Below are 25,256 nucleotides of genomic sequence, written 5' to 3' on the forward strand. Positions count from 1 at the left end.
TGCTCAATACAATTTGCAGCCTTTTTTTTGATTGCTGGGATTAATCAGCAAGGTATTTTTCAACTGGGACGTAGTCCATGTCAAAAGCTTCAGCGACTGCTTTGTAAACAATGTCACCATTAATTACATTCAATCCAGGAACCAATTCAGGGTTTTCTTGAGCTGCTTTTTTCCAGCCTTTGTCTGCCAATTGGATGGCATAAGGAAGGGTAGCGTTGGTCAGGGCCAAAGTAGAAGTGTAAGGAACAGCACCTGGCATATTGGCTACGCAATAGTGAACTACATCATCAATGATATAAGTTGGGTTTTCATGTGTAGTAGGCTTGCAGGTTTCAATACATCCGCCTTGGTCTACAGCAACGTCAACAAGAACAGTACCTGGTTTCATGTCCTTCAACATGTCTTTGGTGATCAAGTGTGGAGCTTTTGCACCAGGGATCAAAACAGCCCCGACGATCAGGTCCGCATCTTTGATCATGTTTCTGATGTTGTACTCATTGGACATCATCGTTTTCACATTGGCAGGCATAACATCTGCCAAGTATCTCATTCTAGGAAGAGACACATCCATAAGGGTGACATCAGCACCAAGTCCTGCAGCCATCCAAGCAGCCTGTGTACCTACGACACCACCACCAAGGATCAATACTTTAGCAGGAAGTACACCTGGTACACCTCCTAAAAGGATACCTCTTCCTTTCAGAGGTTTTTCAAGATAGTTGGCGCCTTTCTGAATAGACATTCTACCGGCAACCTCAGACATTGGAACCAACAAAGGAAGGCTTCTATCTGATTTTTCCACTGTTTCGTATGCCAAACATACTGATTTGCTTTCCACCATTGCCTTGGTCAAAGGCTCATAAGATGCAAAGTGGAAGTAGGTAAACAGCAGTTGACCTTCTTTGATCAGTTTATATTCTGGTTCAATTGGTTCCTTAACTTTGATGATCATTTCCGCAATGGCGTAAACATCTTCAATGTTAGGAAGGATAGCTGCACCTGCTGCGGTATATTCTTCATCAGAAAAACCACTGCCCATACCTGCTGTATGTTGTACATAAACTTGATGGCCTCTTTTCACCAATTCTTTAGCACCGGCAGGGGTCAAGGCAACCCTGTTTTCGTTGTTTTTAATTTCCTTAGGAACACCAATGATCATATCGTTACAATTTGGGTTTTTATATCAATGGCACAAAGATAATAAGGGAATGCTGATTAGAGTCAAAATCAATTAACTTATTTTGAATCAGGTAACGAAATACCTTATTTTCAAAATTAAATTTTTTTTTAAAATTTTAATCTTAATAAAATTTCAAAAAAGCGACTTTAAAAAACAAAAATTCGGAAAATTTTCTTTTTTCAAATTTTGTTTAAATTTCTACTGCGAATTCCCTTTAATACGAATTTTAATAATTGGTTTTAGGGTTATTTTAAAAATATAATTTTGTAAAAAAATGTATTTTAAACGTAATTCAAAATTTTTTATCGAAAAAAAACATAAATAAGCTGTTGGGGAATTTGTTAAAATGACAAATTTCCTTATTTTTGAAATACTTGCAATAAAAGCGACAAAAACCCAAAGTAGCGTAAAGAGATTATAAAATGACAACAGTGGCAACATCTTCTAAAAACAAAAAATCAAAAGTCTTTGATAAAGAGCAACTTCTATCTGATTTCCGTTTGGCTTGGGAAAGCAGGCATGCTTCCCTGATGGGGAGGAAAGAGGTTTTCATGGGGAAGGCCAAATTCGGAATTTTTGGTGACGGGAAGGAGCTGGCTCAGATTGCAATGGCCAGGTATTTCAAAGACGGTGATTTCAGAGCCGGATATTACCGGGATCAGACATTCATGATGGCCATTGGTCAGCTGACGATCAAGGAATATTTTGCCCAATTATATGCCCACACTTCAGTGGAAGATGAACCGGCCTCTGCGGGAAGGTTGATGAATGGTCACTTTGCCACGCGTTCACTTAATCCTGACGGTTCTTGGAAAAATTTGATGGAGATGAAAAATTCTTCTGCAGATATTTCTCCTACTGCGGGTCAGATGCCCAAGCTACTTGGTTTGGCTTATGCCTCTAAATTATACAGGCAAAATCCACAATTGAAGTCATTAAGCCAGTTTAGTAATAATGGCAATGAGGTAGCATGGGGTACAATAGGTAACGCTTCTACCTCTGAAGGTATGTTTTTTGAGGCAGTCAATGCTGCAGGAGTATTGCAGGTTCCGATGGTGATTTCTGTATGGGATGATGGCTATGGGATTTCTGTGCCTAATGAATACCATACAACCAAAGGCAGTATTTCTGAGATTCTGAAGGGACTTCAAAGAAATGATGACCAAAAAGGATATGAGATCTTTGTGGTCAAGGGATGGGATTATGAAGCATTGGACAGGGCTTATGAGAATGCATCTAGAATTGCAAGAGAAGAGCATGTGCCGGTGATGATCCACGTGATCGAAGTAACCCAGCCTCAAGGGCACTCTACCTCAGGTTCTCATGAAAGATATAAATCCAAAGAAAGATTGGAGTGGGAGAAGGATTATGATTGTCTTCTTCAATTCAGAAATTTTATTTTGGAAAAAGGAATAGCCAGTGAAGAAGAGCTTGATGAAATAGAAAAGGAAGCTAAAGATTTTGCAAAGAAAGAGAAAGATGCTGCATGGGCAGCATTTGCAGGAGATATCAAAGCAGAATTGAAAGAAGCGGTTGCTTTGATTAAAGAAGCGGCCAAAAATGCCAATCAAAGCCAGGCATTGGAAACTTTAGCGGAGGATTTAAGCAAAACACTCAATCCTATCAGAAAGGATGTAATCAGCACAGTCAGAAGAGCTTTGTGGATGATGAGAACTGATGGGGAATCTGTTAAGGCTGAACTTAAAAATTGGTATGCTCAGCAACAGGTATTAAATGAAGATAGATATAGCAGCCATCTTTATTCTCAGTCTCAATTTGCCGTGCAGTATGTAGAACCTGTTGAGGCCAAATATGATACTGATGCACCTGTAGTAGATGGAAGAGAGGTTTTACAGGCTTGCTTTGACAACCTTCTTGAAAATGATCCAAGATTTTTAGCTTTCGGTGAGGACGTAGGGAAAATCGGCGATGTGAATCAGGCCTTCTCTGGTCTTCAGGCCAAATATGGTGAATACAGGGTTTCCGATACAAGTATCCGTGAAGTAACCATTATTGGTCAGGGAATTGGAGCGGCATTAAGAGGATTGAGGCCTATGGCTGAAATCCAATACCTGGATTATATCCATTATGCGCTAATGACCCTTTCTGATGACCTTGCCTCTTTACAATACAGGACCAAAGGTGGTCAAAAGGCACCTTTGATCGTCAGAACAAGAGGTCATAGGCTAGAAGGTGTTTGGCATGCGGGTTCTCCAATCGGTATGTTGCTACACTCCCTACGAGGAATGTTGCTCTGCGTACCTAGGAATATGACCCAAGCTGCCGGCATGTACAATACCTTGATGCAATCTGACGAGCCTGCTTTGGTGATTGAATGTCTGAACGGCTACAGATTAAAGGAAAAAATGCCATCCAATGTGGGAGAATTCAGGGTGCCATTAGGGAAGCCTGAAATTTTGAGAAATGGTTCAGATCTGACAGTGGTAACTTATGGTTCCATGTGTAGAATAGTGGAAGATGCCGCTCAAGAGCTTGCAGCAATGGGAATAGATGTCGAAATTATTGATGTGCAGACCTTGCTTCCTTTTGATGTGGACAATATGATTTTGGAATCTGTTAAAAAGACCAACAGGGTCCTTTTTGCAGATGAAGATGTGCCGGGAGGAGCCTCTGCTTATATGATGCAAAAGGTTGTGGAGGAACAAAAAGCATATTACTATTTGGATTCTGAGCCGGCAACTTTGGCTGCTAAACCTCATAGACCTGCCTATTCTTCTGATGGGGATTATTTCTCCAAACCATCTGTTGACGATGTGGTCGAAAAGGTATATGCCATGATGCATGAAGTGGATCCTCTTCGTTTTCCTTCCTTGTAAATGGAAGATATCGAATCTTTCATTTAACCTAAAAAAAAGGCGCCTACAACTGAATTGTAGGCGCCTTTTATCTGATCTGTAATTTTATTGTCTGCTGATTTGGCTTAGCGTGACATCTGGGCTGGAAACAACATTGCTTTTATTCAATGCCCTATCCTGTATCTGTAGGTCAATCCTGATGGTGTCTGTTCTGAATATGGATTGCCAACCAAATGAAAGCATGGCATATTGAAGGGTTCCTTCTACAGGTTGGCTGCCTGAACTATTGAAGATTCTGGGGAAGCGTCCGTTGAAGGTAGTGAAGAATGGCGCTTCCTCCCACTTGAATTCGGTGTAAACCCCATTTCTCTTGATAAAGAATTTCACGAAGATGTTATTATGGTCAGGGTTTTGTTCAACCCAAACTGTATCCCGCACTACGGTGCTATTGACAAGTGGGTTGATTACCCAGTCAATAGGATTGAAAGGAGGGGCTTCAGGAGGCCTATTGCCATAAGTGATCAGTGAACCCGCAGCATTTCTTCTGAAATTAAGCGGTTGAAATGGCGGGTCAATATCGGTTGGGTTAAGTCCAAGGTCACCTTCTGCATCCTTGAAACGAAGGGAGACAATCAAGGAGTCAGTCCCTGCGGTATTGACAAAGCGCATATCCTCAAATGAGATTTCAGGCACAGTTGGGAAATTGTCGGGTGGTGACACACAGGCAAATAAAAGTGAGGAAAAGAAGAATATGCTTATATAATTTTTTACACTGCTCATGCTCACATAAATTTACGGGAATTCTGGCTCAATTGTAAAAATGCTCAAATTTCCGATGACAAATTATAAAACGATGAATTATTTCAAAAGTTTTCAAGAGGATATCCTGAGCTTGAAAATAAAAAATTTTGAAGAAAAGGCCTTAGAACTTTTTCGGTTTCAATATCAGCACAATAAAATCTATCAGCAATACGTAGATGCCAGGAGAATTGAGGTCAATAAGGTAGATGAAATAGAGAAAATACCTTTTTTACCCATCAGATTTTTTAAAGATTATCCTGTTATCTGTGGGGATACCTCTCTTTATGAAGGATTTTATTCCAGTAGTGGTTCCACTGGAGCGATTACCAGTAGACATTACTTTTGGTCAGAAGAGTTTTATCTGAATCATGCGCTTCAACTTTTTGAAAAGGAATATGGGCGAATTCAGAATTTTCATGTTTTGGCACTGCTTCCTGCCTACTTGGAGAGGAAGGGCAGTTCCTTGGTCAGCATGGCAGATTATTTTATTAAAAAATCCGGTTCCGAGCATTCCGGTTTTTATCTCTACAATCACCAAGAGCTACTGGATGTAATGGCTAAACTTCAATCTGATAAGAGACAGGTTTTGCTTTTAGGGGTAACTTTTGCCTTATTGGACCTGGCTGAAGGAGGGTTGGATATTCCGAAATTGAAAAATTTTTTGGTGATGGAAACAGGTGGGATGAAAGGCAGGCGAAAGGAAATGATCAGAGAAGAAGTACATGATATTTTGAAGCCTGCTTTTGGAGTGGACAGGATACATTCTGAATATGGGATGACCGAGCTGATGTCGCAGGCCTATTCAAAAGGAGATGGGAAATACAATATTCCGGAGACGATGTGCGTTTTATTGCGAGATGTGAATGATCCTTTTAGTTTTTCAACAAAACGACAGGGAGGAATTAATGTGATTGATTTGGCCAATTTTCACTCTTGTGCTTTTATCGAGACGCAGGATTTGGGCAGAATTGCTGAAGACGGAATGCTTGAAGTGTTGGGTAGATTTGATAATAGTGAGGTGAGGGGCTGTAATTTAATGGTCAATTAATTTTGTATTCCTTTAAGAATTAGACATATTTGGTTTTAAAAATTTGAAAAGCATGAAAAGATTAGCAGTTGTTGCAATGGCTTTAGGCCTTTTGACTTTGGGTGCCTGTGCATCGAGCAAACCTTGCCCGGCATATGCCAAAGCAGTTGATAGCAAAGAAATCAGAGGGTAACAAATATGCTGACCGTTAGAAGTCAGCATATTTTTTTACATCATCCAGGCTGATTGTTTTTTCGCCCAAGATCACCAATCGTTCAATCACATTTCTTAATTCCCTGATATTTCCTGTCCATGGGAATTCCTGTAGCTTGCTGATGGCCTCTTTGCTGATGTCTTTTTTAGCAGAGCCATAATCATTGGCAATATCTTCAAGGAATTTTTCCACTAATAAGGGAACGTCTTCTTTTCTGTCTTTGAGCGCTGGAACCTGGATAAGGATCACACTCAGTCTATGGTATAAATCTTCTCTGAAGTTGCCGTCCTCAATTTCTTTTTTCAGGTCTTTGTTGGTAGCAGCCAATACGCGGACATCAACTTTGATATCTTTGTCTCCACCTACCCGGGTGATTTTATGTTCTTGAAGTGCTCTCAAAACCTTTGATTGTGCGGAAAGACTCATGTCTCCAATCTCATCCAAAAAGAGCGTTCCCCCGTTTGCCTGCTCGAATTTTCCAATCCTTTGCTTGACTGCAGAGGTGAAGGCTCCTTTTTCATGACCGAAAAGCTCACTTTCAATCAATTCTGCAGGTATAGCAGCACAGTTTACCGCAATAAAAGGCGCATCAGACCTGTTGCTTTTTTTGTGCAGCCAATGGGCCACGAGTTCTTTACCTGTGCCGTTTGGTCCTGTGATTAATACCCTGGCATCAGTTGGTGCAACTTTTTCAATGGTTTCTTTGACATGTTTAATAGCAGGAGATTCACCCACCATATCCATTTTCTGTGAAAGCTTTTTCTTTAGCACTTTTGTCTCAGAAACCAGATTTTTCTTGTCCAAAGCATTCCTGACGGTCAAGAGGAGCCGGTTGAGATCGGGTGGTTTAGGAATAAAATCGAAGGCTCCCTTTTTGGTGGCCTCTACAGCCGTTTCAATGGTGCCATGAGCCGAAATCATGATGAACTGGGGTTGCTTTTCCATTTCAGCCACTTTCTCCAACACTTCCAATCCATCCATTTTAGGCATTTTGACATCGCAGAGAACAAGGTCAAACTCCTGTTCCTGTATCATTTTCAGGCCTTGTTCCCCATCTTGGGCTTCGGATATTTCATACTTTTCGTATTCCAGGATTTCTTTTAATGTTGCTCGGATGACTTTTTCATCATCAATGATCAGGATTTTCGACATAGTTTTAAGTTTAATGGAAAAAGGTGCAAGCCTGTAAGCCGGGTTCTGTTCATCATTCCAGCGAATGAATCTCTTGTCATTTATCTAGGCCATGATTCACATCAGGGCTCAATCGATCTACCCATCCTGCATAGAGACGAGCAGCCTCTTATGAAACCAGGTTTCATGGCAGGACCTATTTGATCTTTCAACCCATAAGGTTTACCGTGCCCCCTTCATCACTGTCGGGGCGGTGGGCTCTTACCCCACCTTTTCACCCTTATCCACCACGGCGGACGGTATATTTTCTGTGGCACTGTCTGTAACCTTGCCGTCACCAGCAAGGTCCCTTCCCGTTAGGAAGTATGGCGCTCTATGTTGCCCGGACTTTCCTCCCTTCCGGATTGAACCGGAACAGCGACAAGTCGGCTTGCACATTGCAAATTAACGTAATAAATCTAATGTTGGCTAACGTATATTTTTTTTAAAAGGGTATTCTTTTATCTTTTAAAAACAGAAAATCTCCTTTTTATCATGCCAATGACGCAGTTTTGGAATTATTCGAATCAATAAAGGCTTCATTCCAAGGACTTAACTGTACAAACTTATTTTGAAGTGGATTTGATTTTCAGGCTTATTGTTCAGTATTAATAGGATTTATACTAGTCATTGACAATTTCTATTTAAACCAACAGGCAATAAATAAATAATATTGAAATCCGCTAGCCCTTATTTGGATTAAGTTTAAATAGAGAATACTTTTGTGTCGTTAATTGAATTAAATCTAAATAAGGATAAAGAAGAATATGGCTAGATTTTCAGTTGCCTTGATATTGGTTTTTGGATTGATTATTGGCGTTTTTGCCAATGTTGAAGCGGCGACATTCATCGGTGATAACGAAAAATCTCTGGTAATTACTGGCAAAGTGAGTACCCTAGAAGGAGAAGTGATTCCGTTTGCCAATATTTTAGTTGTCGGGACAGTAAAAGGAGCTTATACAGAACTTGATGGCACCTTTCAGATTTTTGATTTGGTCGATGGTGAATACACTGTGAAGGTGTCAGCCGTAGGCTACAAGTCGTTTACAAGAAATGTACAGGTCAGAGGAGGTCAGATCAGTGAACTGGATTTGATATTTGAAGAAACTGGGGTCGAGATGCCACAGATTACGGTTATTGCCAGCAAGGACAGGGTATTTAGTAGGGTGCCTGGTTCTGTCACCTATCTTGATGCCAAAGAAATCCAGACAGTAAACCCATTAAGTGGCAACGAAGTGTTGAGAAGGTCTCCTGGGGTCCATGTGGTGGATGAAGAGGGTCTTGGTATGCGGGTCAATATCGGAATTAGAGGATTGGATCCTGATAGAAGTAGGAGTGTGCTGGTTCTTGAAGATGGAGTACCGGTAGCTTTGGCCCCATATGGTGAACCAGAAATGTATTATACGCCGGCAATGGATAGAATGTCTGGTGTGGAGATTCTAAAAGGATCAGGACAAGTACTATTTGGTCCTCAGACCATTGGAGGTGTAGTGAATTATATCACCGCAAATCCTCCTCAGGAAGAAGAAGGCTCTGTGTATGTACAAGGAGGTCAGGGTGGATTCTTCTCAGGTATCGTCAATTATGGGAATACTTTCGGGAATACCGGGGTTCAGGCCAATTTATTAAGGAAAAGCGCTAATAATGTTGGTGCTACTGAATTTGACATTACTGATTTCAATACCAAATTCTTATTCAATATCAATGAAAAGTCTGAATTGGGGGTGAAATTGGGTTTGTATAACGAGTCTTCCAATGCCACCTACATAGGAATCAATCAGGTGATGTTTGATAGGGGAGGAGAAGAGGATTTTGTGAGAATGGCTCCTGACGACCGCTTAGATGTCAGAAGATATTCTTTGAGTTTTAGCCACCAGTATAGGTTCAATAAGAATGTTAGATTAAGGACGATCGCTTATGGCTATTCTACTACCAGAAATTGGAACAGACAGGACTTTAGTATCAATGATAACAATACTCCGCCGGCCAATTGGACGGGAGTTGTCTGGGGTGATAGAGAGGTTCCGGGAGGTGCAGTTTTCATGAGAGACGGTACTGGAAACAGAAACAGGCAATTTGAAGTAGGGGGCATTGAACCAAGGCTTGAGATCGACCATCAATTGTTCAACACAAAAAATGAATTAATTGTAGGCACCAGGTATTTATACGAAAGGGCCTTTGAACAGAGAGTAAACGGTACCAGGGCAGGTGTCAAAAGTGGCAATTTGGTGGAGGATGAAGTAAGGACCGGATATGCGCTTAGTGCTTATTTTCAAAATAAAGTAAACATCACCAAAAAAGTAGATGTGAATGTTGGCTTGAGGTTTGAAAACTTCGATTATGATAGGGACATCAGAAGAAGGAGTTTTGCAGGATTGGGATTGAGGGATACAGTGCTTGTTGCGGGAAATGTAATCAATGAAATCATTCCTGGTGTTGGATTCAATTACCGACCTACACAAAAAATCAACCTCTTTGGAGGTGTTCACAAGGGGTTTGCACCTCCAAGAACCAAAGATGCGATAACTTCTTTAGGAGAAGCATTAGACCTAGAGGCTGAAAGAAGTGTGAATTATGAGTTTGGATTGAGGACAGAGCCTGCAACTTGGTTATTTGTGGAAGCAACTGGTTTTGTGATGGATTTCAGTAATCAGGTCATTCCGGTTTCTGAATCCTCCGGTGGTCTTGGATTTGGTTTGGTTAATGGCGGTGCAACTTTGAACAGAGGAGTTGAAGCTGCAGTAGTGATGGATTTTAGTAATTTATTGGGCATGCGCAAAACCAAATTGACCTATGATATCAATGCAACTTACTTAAGGGCTACCTTTGCAGAGGATAGGTTTATAAATGGGGTGAATATAAACGGTAACAGGACTCCTTATGCCCCGGATTGGTTTGTGAACTCGGCTCTTACCTTGCAGACAGAGTCAGGTTTTGGATTGAGGTTGGTCGGGAATTTTGTCGGAAGGCAATTTGGAGATGAATTGAATACAGCTGAAGCCAGTGTTGATGGAAGGATTGGTGTAATCCCATCTTATAAAGTCTTTGATGCAGTATTCTCTTATGAGGTTTCTAAATGGCATTCAAGATTCAATCTTTCTATCAAAAACCTCACAGATGAAAGGTATATTGCTTCAAGAAGACCACAGGGAATCCGTGTTGGATTACCGAGATTCATCACTGCAGGATATGAATTCAGGTTTTAATCAGTCATCTCCTAAGAAGATTTAGGTTGGGATTCTTTTTATAGATTGGCGCAAGTATTCTTCATTTAAAAAAAATGAAATAATTTTGAAACAAAATAAAAACGTTCAGGTTATGTATTGGAAGGCTTAATAAGCTTTTCTTCATAGTGCTGGGTTGAGCCGTTCTGAGAAATCAGAACGGTTCTTTTTTTATGTTTATCCTGATCATCAACTTGGGTAAATATTACATTTTTTGAGACAAATCAGCTGAAATATATTTTATCCGACCGGGAAAAGGTACAGTTTACACTGATTTTAAGTTGAGTCTGGAAGAAATCACCTCAATTAAAAATGAAGAATATGTTTTGGGTAAGAAAACCATCACTTTTCCTTGTCAGGTGGTGGATAGCAATGGAGCAATTATCGCCTCACTTTCGAAGGATGTTTATGTCAGGAAGAAGGGTTGGAAGTAGTTTAGGTTGGCTATAGGTTGAATTTATCCCAATATGCCTACCTTTGTGGTCCAAAATTGATAAAACAATGATACTTGTAGGAAATGCCGTTATCTCAGATGATATCAAAGAGCAGTTTTTTGTTTGTGATTTAGAAAAATGCAAGGGGGCTTGTTGTGTGGAGGGAGATTCTGGTGCGCCATTGGAGGATGATGAGACGGGAATTCTGGAAGAGATTTATCCCGTAGTGAAAGATTACATCACTGAAGAGGGTAAAAAAGTGATAGAAGCCCAGGGTACTTGGGTGATAGATAAGGATGGTGATAAGTGTACTCCTACCATTGGAGATAACAGAGAGTGTGCCTATTCCTTATATGACGAAAAAGGCGTCTTGAAATGTGGTATTGAGCAAGCGTATTTAGATGGTAAAATTGATTTCAAAAAGCCAATCAGCTGTCACCTTTATCCAATCAGAGTAACCAAATATGACCAGTTTGATGCCCTAAATTACGACCGTTGGGATATTTGCAGTCCAGCTTGTAGCTTGGGGAGTAAACTTGGGGTTCCTATCTACAAATTTCTTAAGGATGCCCTGATTAGAAAATATGGGTTGGCCTGGTATGAAGAATTGGTCAAAGAGATTGAAGGATAGTGTTATAACTCCTCAAAATCCTATACTCTTGCCCTGCTCAAAGGCAATGTCATACATCTAGGACCGCCTAAGCCCCTTGACAATTCTGAGGAGGGGATTTCAAGAACTTCGACTCCCATACTTCGCAATGCTCGGTTGGTGTGGATATTTCGATTATAAGAAATCACTCTTCTGGGACCTATGGCAAAGACGTTAGCCCCATCAAACCATTGCTCCCTCATGGCATAATCAGGATTTCCATTGGCAGTGGATAGAATTTCCAAGTGAGGAATTTCTTTTTCCAAGACGGTAAGAAGTGACTCATTTAATACCTTCCGCTTGATATGGATTTTGTCTCCATTATTTTCTTTCAAGGTATAGAGGGAGGTTTGTAATACAGCATTGAGTGCATCCGGATAAGTTAAAACAAGATTTTCATCCAGGATAGTGAATACAGTATCCAAATGCATGTATTGTCTTTTTTTGGGCAGGTGGACTTCATACACTCGTTCTACTGTTCCCTCAGCCAAAAGTGACTTGGCAACATGGTAGATGGCTTTCTCATCCGTCCGCTCTGAGTTTCCAATAGCAATGGCTTTCTTGGATAATACAATGACATCCCCGCCTTCAATGCTTGGAGGATTGTCATGTCCATTGATGGGATAGATTTTGTTGACATGCTCTTTGAATTCAGGATGGTTTTCAAAAATTATTCTCAACAGGTCAGCTTCCCTTTGTCTTCCCTCCATTTTCATACTTGAAAAAATGATGCCGCCAGGTGTGATGGCCATCGGGTCCCTTTGGAAATATAAGTTGGGGCTCGGTGGGATTACAAAAGCATAGTCCATCAATTCTTTGTTGGGTAGCTTTGGGATTTTTCGTTTCAGTTCATGGACTTTGATGCCTGCAGTGAGTACAGTAGCACATTCAGCAGTGGAAAAGCGCTCCAAAATAGGTTCTTTGAAATCGGGAAGGCCGGATTTTTTCAGGGCTTCTTCCATGAGTTTTTCAAGAATGCTCCGATCTGAAAGGGTTTGGATCAAGAGTTCATGTAATCGGTATACATGGGCTCCTGTAGTCTGCTTGATCAAATCTGTGAAATAATCATGCTCTTTTTGCATGGCTTCCAGGTAGGGCACGTCTTCAAAAAGCAAATATTCTTTATTGTAAGGGGTCAACCTGTCTATTTCCTTGCCGGGTCTATGCATCAGGACAGCCTTAAGTGTCCCAAATTCGGAATTCAGTCTTAGATTCATGGTTCAAAAATTTATCTTCCATCTTAAAATTAACGTAAATAAATGGTTTTTTAGATGAAAAATTATCAATAATTGCTTTAATTTTTGGTTTTTTGTTAAAAATAGGACTTGATTTAACCTGTGATTGACAGGGGTTCTATTTGTAAGAAAGAAAGCGTCATTTTTCTCTTCAACTTTTTAAGTAAAAAAAATGTGGCTTGAATTGGTCTTGTAAAGAAAAAAATGGAATTCAAATAAATGGATATTCTGTCTAAATGAAAATGTTGAGGTTTTCAATATGTCTTGTCGTTGGTCTGATTGGTACTTTTCTTTCGGGACCGTATGATTTGGATATCATGATTTATGACTCCTATTATGTTATTGGGTGTGCAGTACTTTGGGTAATAATGGGCTTATTTTGGTTTGTGAAAAAATAAAACCGGGCCTAATGACCCGGTTTTGCAGATTAAATATCTAAAACTAACTCAAGCGGCATTGATTTTTCATTCTTTTCTATTACTGATTATGGATCAACCCATATTAATAAGTTGTCTAAAAGACCTCAATTCTCAAGAGTTTTTAAGAAGATATACCATCTTTGGTTCAAGCTAGCCATTGCTCAACTTCTTCTTTGGAGGGGTTGGCAACTTCTAATTTGAGTTTTTTCCTTCTTCCACAAACGTCATTGAAGAGTTTGTTTGCATCCTGTTCTTTCAATTGCTCAATGGTATAGATATTTAGGTCTCTGATGGCAGGAATCAAGCCGACAGGGATACCCAATTCCATAAAGTCCTCATCTGAAGCAATTTTTACTTTTTTCTCCGGTCTCATCTGAGGGAAGAAAAGGACTTCCTGGATGGTGGACTTATTAGTCAACAACATGGTCAGCCTGTCAATGCCAATTCCCAGCCCTGAGGTTGGAGGCATACCGTATTCCAGAGCTCTCAGGAAATCTTCATCCATGGCCATAGCCTCGTCATCACCTCTTGCTGCCAGTTTCAATTGATCTTCAAAACGCTCCCTTTGATCAATTGGGTCATTCAGTTCTGAATAAGCATTGGCTATTTCTTTGCCATTGACGAAAAGTTCGAACCTTTCCACCAATCCTTCTTTAGTTCTGTGCTTTTTAGCCAAAGGCGTCATTTCAACTGGGTAATCTGTGATATAGGTCGGTTGTATCAAGTGGTCTTCCACCTTAGCGCCGAAAATTTCATCAATCAATTTGCCTTTGCCCATACTGTCATCGATATCAATGCCCAGGTCATGGCAGACTTTTCTAAGTCCGTTTTCGTCCATTTCGCTGACATCTACACCTGCGTACTCCTTGATGGCGTCAAACATGGTCAGCCTTCTGTATGGTCCGGCAAAATCAATTTCATTTTCACCGACTTTAACCACTGTGGTGCCATGAATGGATGATGTCACCGTTTCGATAAGTTCTTCTACCATCTCCATCATCCAAACGTAGTCTTTGTAAGCCACATATATTTCAAGGGATGTGAATTCAGGATTGTGGGTACGGTCCATGCCTTCATTTCTGAACATTTTGCCGAACTCATAGACACCATCAAAACCACCTACGATCAATCTTTTCAGATAAAGCTCATTGGCAATCCTCAGGTAAAGCGGCATATCCAAAGTATTGTGATGTGTCTGGAAAGGCCTCGCTGCAGCACCTCCATGTACCTGTTGCAGGATTGGCGTTTCAACTTCCAGCCATCCATGATCATCAAAATAACTGCGCATGTTGGTGATGATTTTTGAACGGGTCAAAAACACCTGCTTTACTTCCGGATTTACCGTAAGATCCACATAACGCTGTCTATATCTTAATTCCGGGTCAGTAAAGCCGTCATAAACATTGCCTTCTTCATCTCTTTTTACCACAGGAAGTGGCTTTACAGACTTAGAGAGGATTTTTAACTCAGTCACATGAAGGGAAATTTCACCGGTTTGGGTGGTGAAAATGTATCCTTTTACACCGATAAAATCTCCAATGCCCAACAACTTCTTAAAGACAGTATTGTAAAATGTCTTGTCGTCTTCCGGGCAGATGTCATCTCTTCTGATATAAATCTGCAGTCTTCCTGTAGAATCCTGAATTTCTGCAAAGGAAGCAGAGCCCATGATCCGGCGGCTCATCAACCTTCCTGCAATTGAGATGCTTTTGTAGTCGGTTTTGTTGTTTTCGTAGTTTTTATGGATGTCTTCAGCGGTGACATTGATTGGGAAGGTTTCGGCTGGATATGGATTAATCCCCAGTTTCATCAATTCTTCCCTGTCTTTCCTTCTCTCTAACTCCTGTTCGCTTAATAACTGCATTGTAAATATAGATTTGAGATATATGGTGAAATCATCTGTTCAGGATGTTTTGATGTATCCATCACTTTTTTTAAATATGATGATTTTTAGGTTTCGATTACTCTTTTAACTTTTTTGTTTGATTAATGGTTTTTCAGAGCCTTTCTTCTGGCCATTTCTTTTCGGATCAGGTCAAACTCCCTACTGCTTTGTCCCGCCACAGAGGTGTTTTCCTCAGCTCTCCTTGACAGGTAAGGCATGACTTTTTCTACTGGACCATATGGTACATACTTCACTACATTATAGCCTGCATCAGCGAGATTGAATGAAATATTGTCACTCATTCCGTACAATTGGGCAAAATAAACCCTTTCATCATTCTCGGTCAATCCAAACTCAGAGATGAGTTCAGCTAGATAGTGATTGCTACGTTCGTTATGCGAACCGGAAACCAAATTCATGGTGGCAATATTTTCAATGCAGAACCTAACAGCTGCATCATAGTCCCTATCTGTAGAAGCTTTATCTGGTTGGATAGGGCTTGTGTATCCCATTTTGTCAGCTCTTTCTCTTTCCTTTTCCATATAAGCCCCTCTTACCAGTTTCGCTCCAAGGAAATATCCTTTTTGAGTTGCAATTTCATGGGCATCCTTAAGTCTCTGAAGCATGTCATGGCGGTACATTTGGAAAGTATTGAAAACCACACAGCTTTCTTTGTTGTATTTTTCCATGGCTTCATAGACCATTTTGTCCAAAGTGTCCTGATACCAGGAATCTTCAGCGTCTATGAGGATTTTGGTTCCTGCATCATAAGCTGCGCGGCATAATTCATCCACCCTTTTTTGAATTTTTCGGAAAGCTTCCTGCTCCTTATTGCTCAGCGTTTTACCTTCCTGCACTTTGGTCATGATCTGATAATCTCCAAGTCCTGTCACCTTGAATACCGCAAAAGGAATATTCGGGTCATCAGCAGACCTTTGGATGGTTTTCAGGATTTCATTTTTGGTGGCATCAAAACTTGCTTCATCTCCTTTTCCTTCTACAGAATAATCCAAGATGGTTTTGACATTGAATGAGGCAAGTTTTTGTACAGAGACTTCACAATCTGAGATGTTTTCACCTCCGCAGAAATGTCCGAACATGGTTGCTTTCATTAGGCCTTTGATAGGTAATCCTAAAGCAAAAGACCAATTGGCCAACTTGGTTCCCAAGCTTACAGCCAAATTATTGTTGACAGTGGCAAAGATGTAATACATCTTCCTCAATTCGTTATCCGATTTAGAGGCAAAGGCCACTTCTAAATTCTCAAAAGAAATTTTGGGTTTTACTGGCATATGGGTTGGATCAAGCTGCAAATATATCAAAAAAACTCCAGTCAGATAGCGTTTGTTTGGTTATTTGCAGCGGTTATTTTGATAGTTATTTCACTGTTTCAAAATGTGTTATTAGCTTTTAAAAATAGAAAATTCCTGGATAAGGAATTTGGTAATAGTTAAAATACTTTCTCTTTTTGCGGGAGTATTTTGGCTAAAAACCTTTATTTGTCGTAGAAAATTTTTGCGCGTATTATTCCAATCTAGGTATGAAAAGCACTTATGCAATTATTTTGTTATTGTTGATTCCGTATCTGACTGTTGCTCAGTCTTTTTTTAATTTGAAAAAAGATCCTCCAAGGTTTGTTAAATATCTTGATTTGAGTTTTGAAGGGGGGCCTATGTTGGGAAATGGGACGGAATTTGGAGATATGGTCAGGAATAGATCCACTTACCTGGGACTTGATGCTCGCTTAGGATTTAGACAGGGGGCAGAATCTACCTATGCAAAGGTGTACAGGTTTCCGATATTTGGAGTGGGTTTTTATGCATCTACTTTTCATAATGCAGATGTAGGTGAACCAAATGCCCTGTATTTTTTTATGGAAACGCCTGTGAGTCGTAATATTGATAAGAACTGGAAGCTCAATTATTTTTTCTCTTATGGGCTTTCGTATAATTTTAATCCTTTTGATCCGGAGGAAAACCCGCTTAACCTATTTATTGGCTCCAATAGGAATGCTTATCTTCACCTTGGTTTCAAACTTTCCAGAAAGTTGACAGACCGCACAGACATAGATGCTTCTTTAGGGTTTAAGCATTTTTCAAATGGTGCATCGAGCCTTCCCAATTCAGGTATTAATTTGATCCCGTTGTCTTTAGGAGCTTCTTACAGGCTGACTAAGGACCATGATAAAGATTTTAGCCATACCCAATTGTCCCAGCACCAAAGGAAAACGGTATTGCATGTATATGTTGCACCTGGGGTTAGGGAATACTTTATCGGCGATGCCAATAATTTAAAGCTGGCAAGCGGCGTACATGTGTTGCGTGAGATTTCCTATAAACATAGATTGGGAATCGGGTTTGACCATTTTTATTCTGCAAATGCAGAAAGTAGGTTGGCCAATGGGATTAGTTCTCCATTTTGGGATTCTAATTCCTTTGGTGTATTCGCTTCTTGGGAGTGGCTATTGACAGAGCATCTATATGCACCGATGGGAATAGGGGCATATCTGCACCGAAATTCCCACAATGATGAGTGGAACTGGTATTATCAGAGAGCAGGTTTGCGGTATAGGTTCAACAATAATATGTTTGCAGGGGTGAGTATCAAGGCCCATAAAGGAAAGGCAGATTTTTTTGAATGGACCTTGGGATACTCTATTTTTAAATAATTATGATAAACTTACCGGCGAAATTCAGTGTTTTATCTCCAAAACAAGATCAAAATTGGAAATCAAGAGCTTAAAAGACTGGGGACTATCCCCTCAGCAACCTTTTGTCATCGCAGGACCATGTAGTGTCGAGACACCTGAGCAACTGGATAAGACAGTTTCTGCTTTGGTAAAAAACGGAATCGACATGATCAGAGGAGGAGTGTGGAAGCCAAGGACCCGGCCAAACAGTTTTGAAGGTGTGGGAAGTATTGCCCTTCCCTGGATAAAGGAGGTCAAAGAAAAATATGGGGTGAAATTTGCTATTGAGGTGGCAAGTCCTTTTCATGTGGAGGAAGCATTGCGCTTTGGAATAGATATGCTGTGGGTAGGGGCAAGATCGACGGTCAACCCCTTTACTGTTCAGGAAATAGCCAATAGCTTAAAAGGTGTAGATGTACCTGTTCTGGTAAAGAACCCCGTTAATCCAGATCTTGCATTATGGATTGGTGCTTTGGAAAGGATCAATCATGCAGGTATTACAAGGTTGGGAGCCATCCATAGGGGCTTTTCTAATTTCAACGATACTGTTTATCGAAATAGTCCCACCTGGCAGATACCTCTTGAACTCAGGACCCGTTATCCTCAAATTCCCTTGATCAATGATCCAAGTCATATCAGTGGAAAAAGAGATTTGATTCCCCATATCGCACAAATGGCTTTGGATTTGAATTTTGACGGATTGATCATTGAGTCGCATATAGATCCCGACCAAGCATGGTCTGATGCTGCCCAGCAGCTAAAGCCGGAGGCTCTTGCGGAATTGATTGGCCAACTCCATACCCGATTGGTTTCTGTGGATAATCCTGTATTCGAGTCTCAGCTAGAAATTATCCGTGAGCATATTGATGAGGTCGATAGGGAGATTCTTGAAGCATTGAGCAGAAGGATGAGGTTGGTGGAAAAAGCAGGGGAATACAAGAAAATGAACAATGTGGCTATTTTCCAAATGGAGAGATGGAAGAAGGTGTTCGAGACAAGGCCTGAATGGGCGAGGGCCTTACAGGTCAATCCTGAGTTTGTTAAAGAATTATTCCAGCTTATCCATACAGAATCCATTAAGAAACAAGAGGAGATCATGGGCGTAGCCTTCTATTCGGAAGAGAAGAAAAAGTGATACGGAATATTATTTGGAATTTGTTGAAAAATTTATTCAAATTGCCTGAATGATGAATGATGTTGGCTCCTGTTGAATAAATTTTAAAAAATTATTCAAAAATTGATTTGTTTTTAAAGAAGTACCCTTTACATTTGAAACATGTTAATCGCAGTCTTCGCATATTTTACCTTCTTTTACTTTTACTTTCGTCCTGAAGGTCGAATCGGAGCTGCTTATTGTCTGGTAAAAAAATAAAAATCTATAAACCAAAGAAAGCCCGATTCGAAAGAGTCGGGCTTTTTTTATTTAAACCTAAATTGTCATGCAAGACCACTTACAAATCAAAGACTGGGGATTAGGCCTTCAAGGTCACACCATCATCGCAGGCCCATGTAGTGCCGAAACACCTGAACAGATTGAAAAAGTCTGTTTGGATATGAAAAAGGAAAATATGGTACCGGATATGTTCCGCGCAGGGATTTGGAAGCCAAGAACTAGGCCAGGATCTTTTGAAGGAATTGGTGAAGATGGTCTTAAATGGATGGAGATAGTAAGGCATCATCTGAACATTCCGATCACTACGGAAGTGGGCAATGCAGCCCATGTCGAAATGGCTCTGAAGCATAAAGTAGATGTCCTATGGGTAGGTGCAAGAACAACAGTTAATCCTTTTGCAGTTCAGGAGATTGCCGATGCCCTTAGAGGTGTGGATATTCCTGTGATGGTCAAAAACCCTATGAATCCTGATCTTCAGCTTTGGTTAGGGGCTCTTGAAAGGTTCTCTGCTATAGGCATCAAGAAACTGGCTGCCATCCATAGGGGATTCTCAGATTCCTATGATAAAAGGTTTAGGAACAAGCCGAACTGGTCTATGCCTATTCACTTAAAAAGAGAGTGGAAGGGAATGGAAGTGATCAATGATCCAAGCCATATAGTAGGTAACAGGGAAGGGATTCTGGAAACTGCCCAAAGGGCCATCAATTTCGGTTTGGATGGCTTGATGATTGAAACCCACCATGACCCGGATAATGCATGGTCTGATGCCAAGCAGCAGGTGACTCCGGCAAGATTAAAGGAAATTCTTTCCCAAATTGACTTCAAGGACACTTTAGGAGAGGAAAATCCCGGTGAAAGATTGAATGATCTAAGGGTAGCGATTGACCATCTTGATGATCAGTTGTTGGATTTATTACAGGAAAGGTTCTCCTTAATCGATCAGGTAGGTGCATACAAAAGAGAGCACCATTTGACTGTATTTCAATCTGACAGATGGAAATACGTGATGGAGTCCAGAACACAAAAGGGAGTCGCTAAAAATCTCAGCGAAAAATTCATGAAAGAATTGTTATACACCATTCATGAAGAATCAGTAAAAAGACAGGAAAAGCAGTTGCGTGCTGCTGACCCGGTTAAAAAATAACCATCAACAGTGATCAGACATGCAGGAAATTAATCCCTGCATGCTTGATCATAAAAGATAGAAGAACTCAGTTTAGATGGCCTCTCTATCATCGTTAGATTGCTTTCGATGGCATTTGAGCAGGAATCCATTGAATGTTCCCTATTCGGATATTAAGTGCCGTTTTTCAGGAAACATTTGAATTCAACTTCTTTAAGCTGCCTTCTTGACATTATGCTGAATCCTTACGTAGTTATTGATTTAATCATTAGTTTTGTTAAAAACAATTCAAATTGGAGTCCATTATATTTTCCAACAATATAGCCGAAGACCTGAAATCCTATCTGGGACAGCTTCATTTTTCCCAATTAGGAGTAATCACGGATTCGCATACAGCGATTCATTGTCTTCCAGTGATAGAAGGGAGTTTGCCGGCCAATACTAAAAAATTCAGTTTCCCCGCGGGAGAAGCGAATAAAAACCTTGAGACCTGTGTGCATATATGGCAATGGATGACAGATGAAGGTTTTGACCGAAAATCGCTCATCATCAATCTTGGTGGAGGGGTAACGGGAGACATGGGCGGCTTTTGTGCTGCCACTTATAAGAGAGGTGTAAGCTTTATCAATATTCCTACCTCCTTATTATCTATGGTCGATGCCAGTGTAGGTGGGAAGTTGGGGATTGATTTCAATGGTTTCAAAAATCATATCGGTGTGTTTACACAGCCTGATGCCGTGATCATTTCAGATTTCTTTTTGAAGACGCTTCCAGAGCGTGAATTAAGGTCGGGCTATGCTGAAGCCCTGAAACATGGATTGATCAGGAATTCCAATTATTTTCATTCACTTAAGATTGAAGGCTGGCAAACCCAATCATGGAGAGAAATCATTGAAAAATCCATCAGCATCAAAAAAGAAGTGGTGGAAAAGGATCCAAAAGAATCCAGTTTGAGGAAAATTCTCAACTTCGGTCATACCATTGGACATGCTTTTGAATCCTTTTACCTGGATTCAGAAAGACATTTGCTCCATGGAGAAGCCATTGCGATAGGGATGATTTGTGAAGCGTATCTTTCATATATCAAATGCGGGCTCCACAGGGGAGAAATGGAAGAAATAGTCGGGGCCATTCAGTCGGTATATGGGTTGATTGAAATTCCACAGGAGGATATTGAGGATATTATGATGTTATGCTATCAAGACAAAAAGAATGAAAGAGGGACGCTTAACTTTTCACTCTTGAGGCATTTGGGTAATTGTGATTATAACATTGCCGTCAATCTGGATGAAATCAGGGCCTCCATCCAATATTATCAAACATTGAAATAAGCTTTCAACTCTAAAAGCCTGCTCAAATTGAAATCCATAGTACTTAATCAAATAGCTTCATTTTCATCTGTCAAAATCCCTTTGCCTTCATCCAAGAGCGAAAGCAATAGGGCTTTGGTCATAGATGCCCTTACGAAAGGAGAGAATCAGCTCCAAAATTTAGCGGAAGCTCGTGATACCCAGACCATGATCCGCTTGTTGAAGGAAAATCCTCCTATTTTTGATGTGCTGGATGCCGGGACTACCATGCGCTTTTTAACAGCCTATGCTGCTGTGACAGGTCAGCATAAAGTGATGACAGGGACGGCAAGGATGTGTGAGAGACCAATTGGGATTTTGGTCGATGCCCTTCGCGAAATAGGAGCGGAGATCCATTATATGAATGTGGAAGGTTATCCTCCCTTGGCAGTTCATGGTCTCAAAGAACAACTGACTCATCGTGTAAAAATCAGAGGAGATGTGAGTAGTCAGTATATATCTGCCCTGTTGATGATTGCGCCAATTTTACCCGAAGGTCTGGAACTGGAACTGGAAGGGAAGGTAGGATCCCGGACCTATATTGAAATGACCATCCAATTGATGAAGTCATTTGGAGTGGACTGCATTTGGGAAGGGAACATCATCAGGGTAGCCCATCAGGATTACCGTCCAACTGTCTTTTCAGTGGAAAGTGACTGGTCGGGCGCGAGTTATTGGTTCAGTTTAGTAGCATGTGCTGAAAAAGGCGAACTGTTTTTGGAAGGTTTAAAGGAAGAAAGCCTTCAAGGTGATTCCAAGATAGTAGAGATTATGGACAGGCTAGGGGTGAAAACCGAGTTTAAAGCAGGTGGCGTTCATTTGAGCAAGCAGCAGGTCAAAGGATTGACTTCTTGGGATTTCAGTGATTGTCCCGACCTGGCCCAGACGGTGGCAGTCTGTTGTGCCATTATTGGGCAGAAATCGGTGTTCACCGGGCTAGAAAGCCTGAGGATCAAGGAGACAGATAGGATATATGCGCTTCAGCAGGAGTTGGCAAAGTTCAATGCCATTCTGGAAGAAACTGCACCTGAAGAATTCACAGTCATTCCTTCAGTGGAAATGCCTCATGAGGTAAAAATACACACCTATGATGATCACAGGATGGCCATGGCATTTATGCCCCTCATGACCAAAACCAGGGTGGTCATTGAAGAGCCTGATGTGGTCAATAAATCTTATCCGAGTTTTTGGAAACATGTGGATTTGATCCGTTAAACATTACTCAAAAAAACAAAATCAGACAAAACAATTTGGTGAATGAAAGGGATCCTGACCATATTTCTTCTGGTGTTGTCCAACACCTTCATGACTTTTGCCTGGTATGGGCATTTAAAGTTTAAGGAACTTCGTTGGTTTGAGAATTTAGGTTTGATTGCTATTGTCCTGATCAGTTGGGGAATAGCCTTTTTTGAATATATCTTTCAAGTACCGGCCAATAGGATTGGATTCAAAGAAAATGGCGGTCCATTTTCCTTGGTCGAATTAAAAGTGCTTCAGGAAGTAATCACCTTGGTAGTCTTTATGATTTTCACATTTTTGTTTTTTAAAAATGAGAGTATAAGGGTAAATCATGTGATAGGCTTTGGTTTTCTGGTATTGGCCGTGTATTTCATTTTTAAAAAATAGCTTATGAAAGTCGGTATACAAGGGATTCCAGGTTCATTTCATCATCAAGTTGCGCTCAATTGCTTTGGAGAAACTTGTGGTATTAGTGGCTACAGGACATTTGAAGAGGTGGCCAGATCAGTGAATGAGGGTAAGGATGATGTCGGTGTAATGGCCATCGAAAATTCAATTGCTGGCGCCATATTGCCGAATTACGAGTTGATAGACCGGTATGGATTAACCATTATTGGAGAGTATTATTTACCCATTTCCCATAATTTGATGGCCTTTCCTGGGCAGCAGATGAGCGATATCCAACAGGTCAAGTCACATCCCATGGCATTGCTTCAGTGTAAGAAGTTTTTTGAAGCCTACCCATTGATCAGTTTAATGGATGATGTGGATACAGCCTCTGTTGCAAAGAGAATTTCTGATGAAAAGGTTAAAGGGATAGGTGCTATAGCCAGTACCAAAGCTGCAGAAATATATGGTCTTGAAATCCTGGCGTATGATATACAAACAGTCAAGGATAATTTTACCCGCTTTATCCTTCTGAAAAAGCAACCAGAAAAAACTTCTGAAATGCCAGATAAAGCGTCTATTAAGGTGACCATCAGGAATGAAAAAGGGAGTTTGGCAAAATTACTGTCGCTGTTGAGCGATTGTGACATGGATCTCAGCAAAATCCAGTCTGTTCCAGTGATGGATAAACCCTGGAACTACGCTTTTTTTCTCGATATGCAGTTTGCCGATTATGATAAATATCAAGAAGCATTGAAAAAGGTCGTAGCAAGTGGTGGCGAAGTCAAGGTGTTCGGAGAATACCTTAATAAAAAGTAAGGTGTAAAAATCTATTAATTAAGGGAATGAAAGGTTTTTCCAATAGGATAGCAAGCATAGAGGAATATTATTTCTCCACTAAACTGAAAGAGGTGAAAGCGCTTCAATCAGCCGGAAAACCTGTGATCAATATGGGGATTGGAAGCCCGGATTTGCCACCTCACCCTTCAGTCATAGAGGCTTTGAATCAAACGGCATCATTCCAGGATTCACATGGTTATCAAAATTATCAGGGCATACCTGCTTTGCGAACTGCATTTGCGGATTTTTACCAAAAACAGTACGGGGTGAACATCAATGGTCTTGAAGAAATATTGCCTTTGATGGGTTCAAAAGAAGGGATATTGCATATATCAATGGCTTTTTTAAATGAAGGAGATCAGGTCTTGGTCCCTGATCCAGGTTATCCTACCTATACTTCGGTCAGTAATATGTTAGGGGTAAATCCGGTTTACTATAACCTGAAAGAAGAAAACCAATGGTTGCCTGATTTTGGGGAGCTGGAGCGTCTAGACTTAAGCAAAGTAAAACTAATGTGGGTAAATTACCCCCATATGCCAACCGGGACAAGGGCGGTTTCGGAGGTGATGGAAAAGTTGGTGAAATTTGCTAAAGACCATGATATTGTTTTGGTGAATGACAACCCATACAGTTTGATCCTGGAAGAAAAGCCATTCAGCATCTTTCAGATTCCTGAGGCCAAGGAAGTTGTGTTGGAATTAAATTCCTTAAGTAAGATCAGCAATATGGCAGGTTGGCGGGTAGGTGCAGTCCTAGGGAATAGGGACTTTATCCAGGCAATCACCAAGGTCAAAAGTAATGTAGATTCAGGGATGTTTCTGGGTATCCAAAAAGGAGCTATTGCCGCTCTTGGGCTGGATAAGGATTGGTACAGGGATCTAAACCAGATTTATTTGAGAAGAAGATTACTGATCTGGGAGCTTGCAGATCAATTGGGGTTAAAATATACACGAAATACGGCAGGCATGTTTGTTTGGGCAAAACTTCCGGAAGGACAGGATTGTCATCGCTTCGTTGATGACCTTTTATATCACAAGCATCTTTTTGTCACACCTGGCGATATATTCGGACAAAATGGGGAGGGTTGGATAAGGTTTTCTCTTTGTGTCCCGGAAGCAAAAATCAAAGAAGCTATCATAAGATTGACAGATTATTCCACTTGAAATTTCAAACACGATTAAA

Annotated in this window: 19 protein-coding genes and 1 other RNA gene; 13 read left to right on the forward strand and 7 right to left on the reverse strand. The window is 40.6% G+C overall.

The genetic code is table 11. The features are described 5' to 3' along the window. Window positions 1–40: 40 nt before the first annotated feature. On the reverse strand, window positions 41–1,159 hold the full coding sequence (gene ald, locus ACFFIP_RS14710) for an alanine dehydrogenase (RefSeq protein ID WP_382388450.1): 1,119 nt from the start codon (window positions 1,157–1,159) through the stop codon (window positions 41–43). 443 nt (window positions 1,160–1,602) lie between these two features. On the opposite strand from ald, the gene ACFFIP_RS14715 reads away from it, so the two are divergent. Further along, entirely contained in the window at window positions 1,603–4,017 is a 2,415-nt protein-coding gene (locus ACFFIP_RS14715; protein ID WP_382388451.1) for an alpha-ketoacid dehydrogenase subunit alpha/beta, read from the forward strand. A gap of 84 nt (window positions 4,018–4,101) precedes the next feature. Here the strand turns inward: ACFFIP_RS14715 and ACFFIP_RS14720 are convergent, their stop codons facing one another. Further along, window positions 4,102–4,776 carry a hypothetical protein gene (locus ACFFIP_RS14720; RefSeq protein ID WP_382388452.1) on the reverse strand — a complete coding sequence of 225 codons (675 nt, stop codon included), beginning with the start codon at window positions 4,774–4,776 and terminating at the stop codon, window positions 4,102–4,104. 73 nt (window positions 4,777–4,849) lie between these two features. On the opposite strand from ACFFIP_RS14720, the gene ACFFIP_RS14725 reads away from it, so the two are divergent. Then, window positions 4,850–5,845, forward strand: coding sequence for an acyl transferase (locus tag ACFFIP_RS14725; RefSeq protein ID WP_382388453.1), 996 nt, complete (start codon window positions 4,850–4,852; stop codon window positions 5,843–5,845). Between the two features lie 187 nt (window positions 5,846–6,032). Here ACFFIP_RS14725 and ACFFIP_RS14730 read toward each other — a convergent pair whose 3' ends face one another. Both ACFFIP_RS14730 and rnpB read right to left on the reverse strand, forming a co-directional pair. Further along, a complete protein-coding gene (locus ACFFIP_RS14730; RefSeq protein ID WP_382388454.1) occupies window positions 6,033–7,190 on the reverse strand; it encodes a sigma-54-dependent transcriptional regulator in 1,158 nt (385 codons plus the stop codon). 18 nt (window positions 7,191–7,208) lie between these two features. Continuing rightward, an RNA gene (gene rnpB / locus ACFFIP_RS14735) (RNase P RNA component class A) lies at window positions 7,209–7,606 on the reverse strand. 369 nt (window positions 7,607–7,975) lie between these two features. Here rnpB and ACFFIP_RS14740 point away from each other — a divergent pair. From ACFFIP_RS14740 to ACFFIP_RS14750, 3 genes are all read left to right on the forward strand, one after another. After that, window positions 7,976–10,414 (forward strand): TonB-dependent receptor domain-containing protein, encoded by a 2,439-nt coding sequence (locus tag ACFFIP_RS14740; protein WP_382388455.1) that lies wholly within the window; start codon window positions 7,976–7,978, stop codon window positions 10,412–10,414. Between the two features lie 299 nt (window positions 10,415–10,713). Beyond that, window positions 10,714–10,866, forward strand: coding sequence for a hypothetical protein (locus ACFFIP_RS14745; protein WP_382388456.1), 153 nt, complete (start codon window positions 10,714–10,716; stop codon window positions 10,864–10,866). A 67-nt stretch (window positions 10,867–10,933) separates the two neighbouring features. Next, window positions 10,934–11,497 (forward strand): DUF3109 family protein, encoded by a 564-nt coding sequence (locus ACFFIP_RS14750; protein ID WP_382388457.1) that lies wholly within the window; start codon window positions 10,934–10,936, stop codon window positions 11,495–11,497. Between the two features lie 20 nt (window positions 11,498–11,517). Here the strand turns inward: ACFFIP_RS14750 and ACFFIP_RS14755 are convergent, their stop codons facing one another. The 3 genes from ACFFIP_RS14755 to ACFFIP_RS14765 form a co-directional block, all read right to left on the reverse strand. Further along, window positions 11,518–12,732 (reverse strand): arginine deiminase, encoded by a 1,215-nt coding sequence (locus ACFFIP_RS14755; protein ID WP_382388458.1) that lies wholly within the window; start codon window positions 12,730–12,732, stop codon window positions 11,518–11,520. A gap of 582 nt (window positions 12,733–13,314) precedes the next feature. Continuing rightward, on the reverse strand, window positions 13,315–15,033 hold the full coding sequence (gene lysS, locus ACFFIP_RS14760) for a lysine--tRNA ligase (protein ID WP_382388459.1): 1,719 nt from the start codon (window positions 15,031–15,033) through the stop codon (window positions 13,315–13,317). Between the two features lie 122 nt (window positions 15,034–15,155). Further along, window positions 15,156–16,346, reverse strand: a complete 1,191-nt coding sequence (locus ACFFIP_RS14765) for a proline dehydrogenase family protein (RefSeq protein WP_382388460.1) — start codon at window positions 16,344–16,346, stop codon at window positions 15,156–15,158. A 248-nt stretch (window positions 16,347–16,594) separates the two neighbouring features. On the opposite strand from ACFFIP_RS14765, the gene ACFFIP_RS14770 reads away from it, so the two are divergent. The 8 genes from ACFFIP_RS14770 (at window position 16,595) to ACFFIP_RS14805 (ending at window position 25,237) form a co-directional block, all read left to right on the forward strand. After that, a complete protein-coding gene (locus ACFFIP_RS14770) occupies window positions 16,595–17,722 on the forward strand; it encodes an acyloxyacyl hydrolase (RefSeq protein ID WP_382388461.1) in 1,128 nt (375 codons plus the stop codon). A 55-nt stretch (window positions 17,723–17,777) separates the two neighbouring features. Then, window positions 17,778–18,878, forward strand: a complete 1,101-nt coding sequence (locus tag ACFFIP_RS14775) for a chorismate mutase (RefSeq protein WP_382388462.1) — start codon at window positions 17,778–17,780, stop codon at window positions 18,876–18,878. Window positions 18,879–19,182: 304 nt separating this feature from the next. After that, a complete protein-coding gene (locus tag ACFFIP_RS14780; RefSeq protein ID WP_382388463.1) occupies window positions 19,183–20,280 on the forward strand; it encodes a chorismate mutase in 1,098 nt (365 codons plus the stop codon). 272 nt (window positions 20,281–20,552) lie between these two features. Further along, window positions 20,553–21,590 (forward strand): 3-dehydroquinate synthase, encoded by a 1,038-nt coding sequence (gene aroB / locus ACFFIP_RS14785; RefSeq protein ID WP_382388464.1) that lies wholly within the window; start codon window positions 20,553–20,555, stop codon window positions 21,588–21,590. Between the two features lie 27 nt (window positions 21,591–21,617). Next, on the forward strand, window positions 21,618–22,823 hold the full coding sequence (gene aroA, locus ACFFIP_RS14790) for a 3-phosphoshikimate 1-carboxyvinyltransferase (protein ID WP_382388465.1): 1,206 nt from the start codon (window positions 21,618–21,620) through the stop codon (window positions 22,821–22,823). A gap of 42 nt (window positions 22,824–22,865) precedes the next feature. Beyond that, the gene (locus tag ACFFIP_RS14795; RefSeq protein ID WP_382388466.1) at window positions 22,866–23,234 is read left to right on the forward strand and encodes a DMT family protein; all 369 of its coding nucleotides are present in this window, start codon (window positions 22,866–22,868) and stop codon (window positions 23,232–23,234) included. A gap of 3 nt (window positions 23,235–23,237) precedes the next feature. Next, on the forward strand, window positions 23,238–24,053 hold the full coding sequence (locus ACFFIP_RS14800) for a prephenate dehydratase (protein ID WP_382388467.1): 816 nt from the start codon (window positions 23,238–23,240) through the stop codon (window positions 24,051–24,053). Between the two features lie 26 nt (window positions 24,054–24,079). Continuing rightward, window positions 24,080–25,237 (forward strand): pyridoxal phosphate-dependent aminotransferase, encoded by a 1,158-nt coding sequence (locus tag ACFFIP_RS14805; RefSeq protein ID WP_382388468.1) that lies wholly within the window; start codon window positions 24,080–24,082, stop codon window positions 25,235–25,237. The last annotated feature ends 19 nt before the right edge of the window (window positions 25,238–25,256 follow it).

The sequence above is a fragment of the Fontibacter flavus genome, assembly GCF_042432905.1.
Classification (GTDB): domain Bacteria; phylum Bacteroidota; class Bacteroidia; order Cytophagales; family Cyclobacteriaceae; genus Fontibacter; species Fontibacter flavus.

Bases quoted from the DNA above. Each gene is read 5' to 3' on its own strand.
- ACFFIP_RS14715 (WP_382388451.1), top strand. From the start codon at position 1,603: ATGACAACAGTGGCAACATCTTCTAAAAACAAAAAATCAAAAGTCTTT.
- ACFFIP_RS14730 (WP_382388454.1), bottom strand. From the start codon at position 7,190: ATGTCGAAAATCCTGATCATTGATGATGAAAAAGTCATCCGAGCAACA.
- ACFFIP_RS14770 (WP_382388461.1), top strand. From the start codon at position 16,595: ATGAAAAGCACTTATGCAATTATTTTGTTATTGTTGATTCCGTATCTG.
- ACFFIP_RS14720 (WP_382388452.1), bottom strand. From the start codon at position 4,776: ATGAGCAGTGTAAAAAATTATATAAGCATATTCTTCTTTTCCTCACTT.
- ACFFIP_RS14805 (WP_382388468.1), top strand. From the start codon at position 24,080: ATGAAAGGTTTTTCCAATAGGATAGCAAGCATAGAGGAATATTATTTC.
- ACFFIP_RS14725 (WP_382388453.1), top strand. From the start codon at position 4,850: ATGAATTATTTCAAAAGTTTTCAAGAGGATATCCTGAGCTTGAAAATA.
- ACFFIP_RS14765 (WP_382388460.1), bottom strand. From the start codon at position 16,346: ATGCCAGTAAAACCCAAAATTTCTTTTGAGAATTTAGAAGTGGCCTTT.
- ald (WP_382388450.1), bottom strand. From the start codon at position 1,159: ATGATCATTGGTGTTCCTAAGGAAATTAAAAACAACGAAAACAGGGTT.
- lysS (WP_382388459.1), bottom strand. From the start codon at position 15,033: ATGCAGTTATTAAGCGAACAGGAGTTAGAGAGAAGGAAAGACAGGGAA.
- ACFFIP_RS14755 (WP_382388458.1), bottom strand. From the start codon at position 12,732: ATGAATCTAAGACTGAATTCCGAATTTGGGACACTTAAGGCTGTCCTG.
- ACFFIP_RS14795 (WP_382388466.1), top strand. From the start codon at position 22,866: ATGAAAGGGATCCTGACCATATTTCTTCTGGTGTTGTCCAACACCTTC.
- ACFFIP_RS14740 (WP_382388455.1), top strand. From the start codon at position 7,976: ATGGCTAGATTTTCAGTTGCCTTGATATTGGTTTTTGGATTGATTATT.
- ACFFIP_RS14800 (WP_382388467.1), top strand. From the start codon at position 23,238: ATGAAAGTCGGTATACAAGGGATTCCAGGTTCATTTCATCATCAAGTT.
- ACFFIP_RS14750 (WP_382388457.1), top strand. From the start codon at position 10,934: ATGATACTTGTAGGAAATGCCGTTATCTCAGATGATATCAAAGAGCAG.
- ACFFIP_RS14780 (WP_382388463.1), top strand. From the start codon at position 19,183: ATGCAAGACCACTTACAAATCAAAGACTGGGGATTAGGCCTTCAAGGT.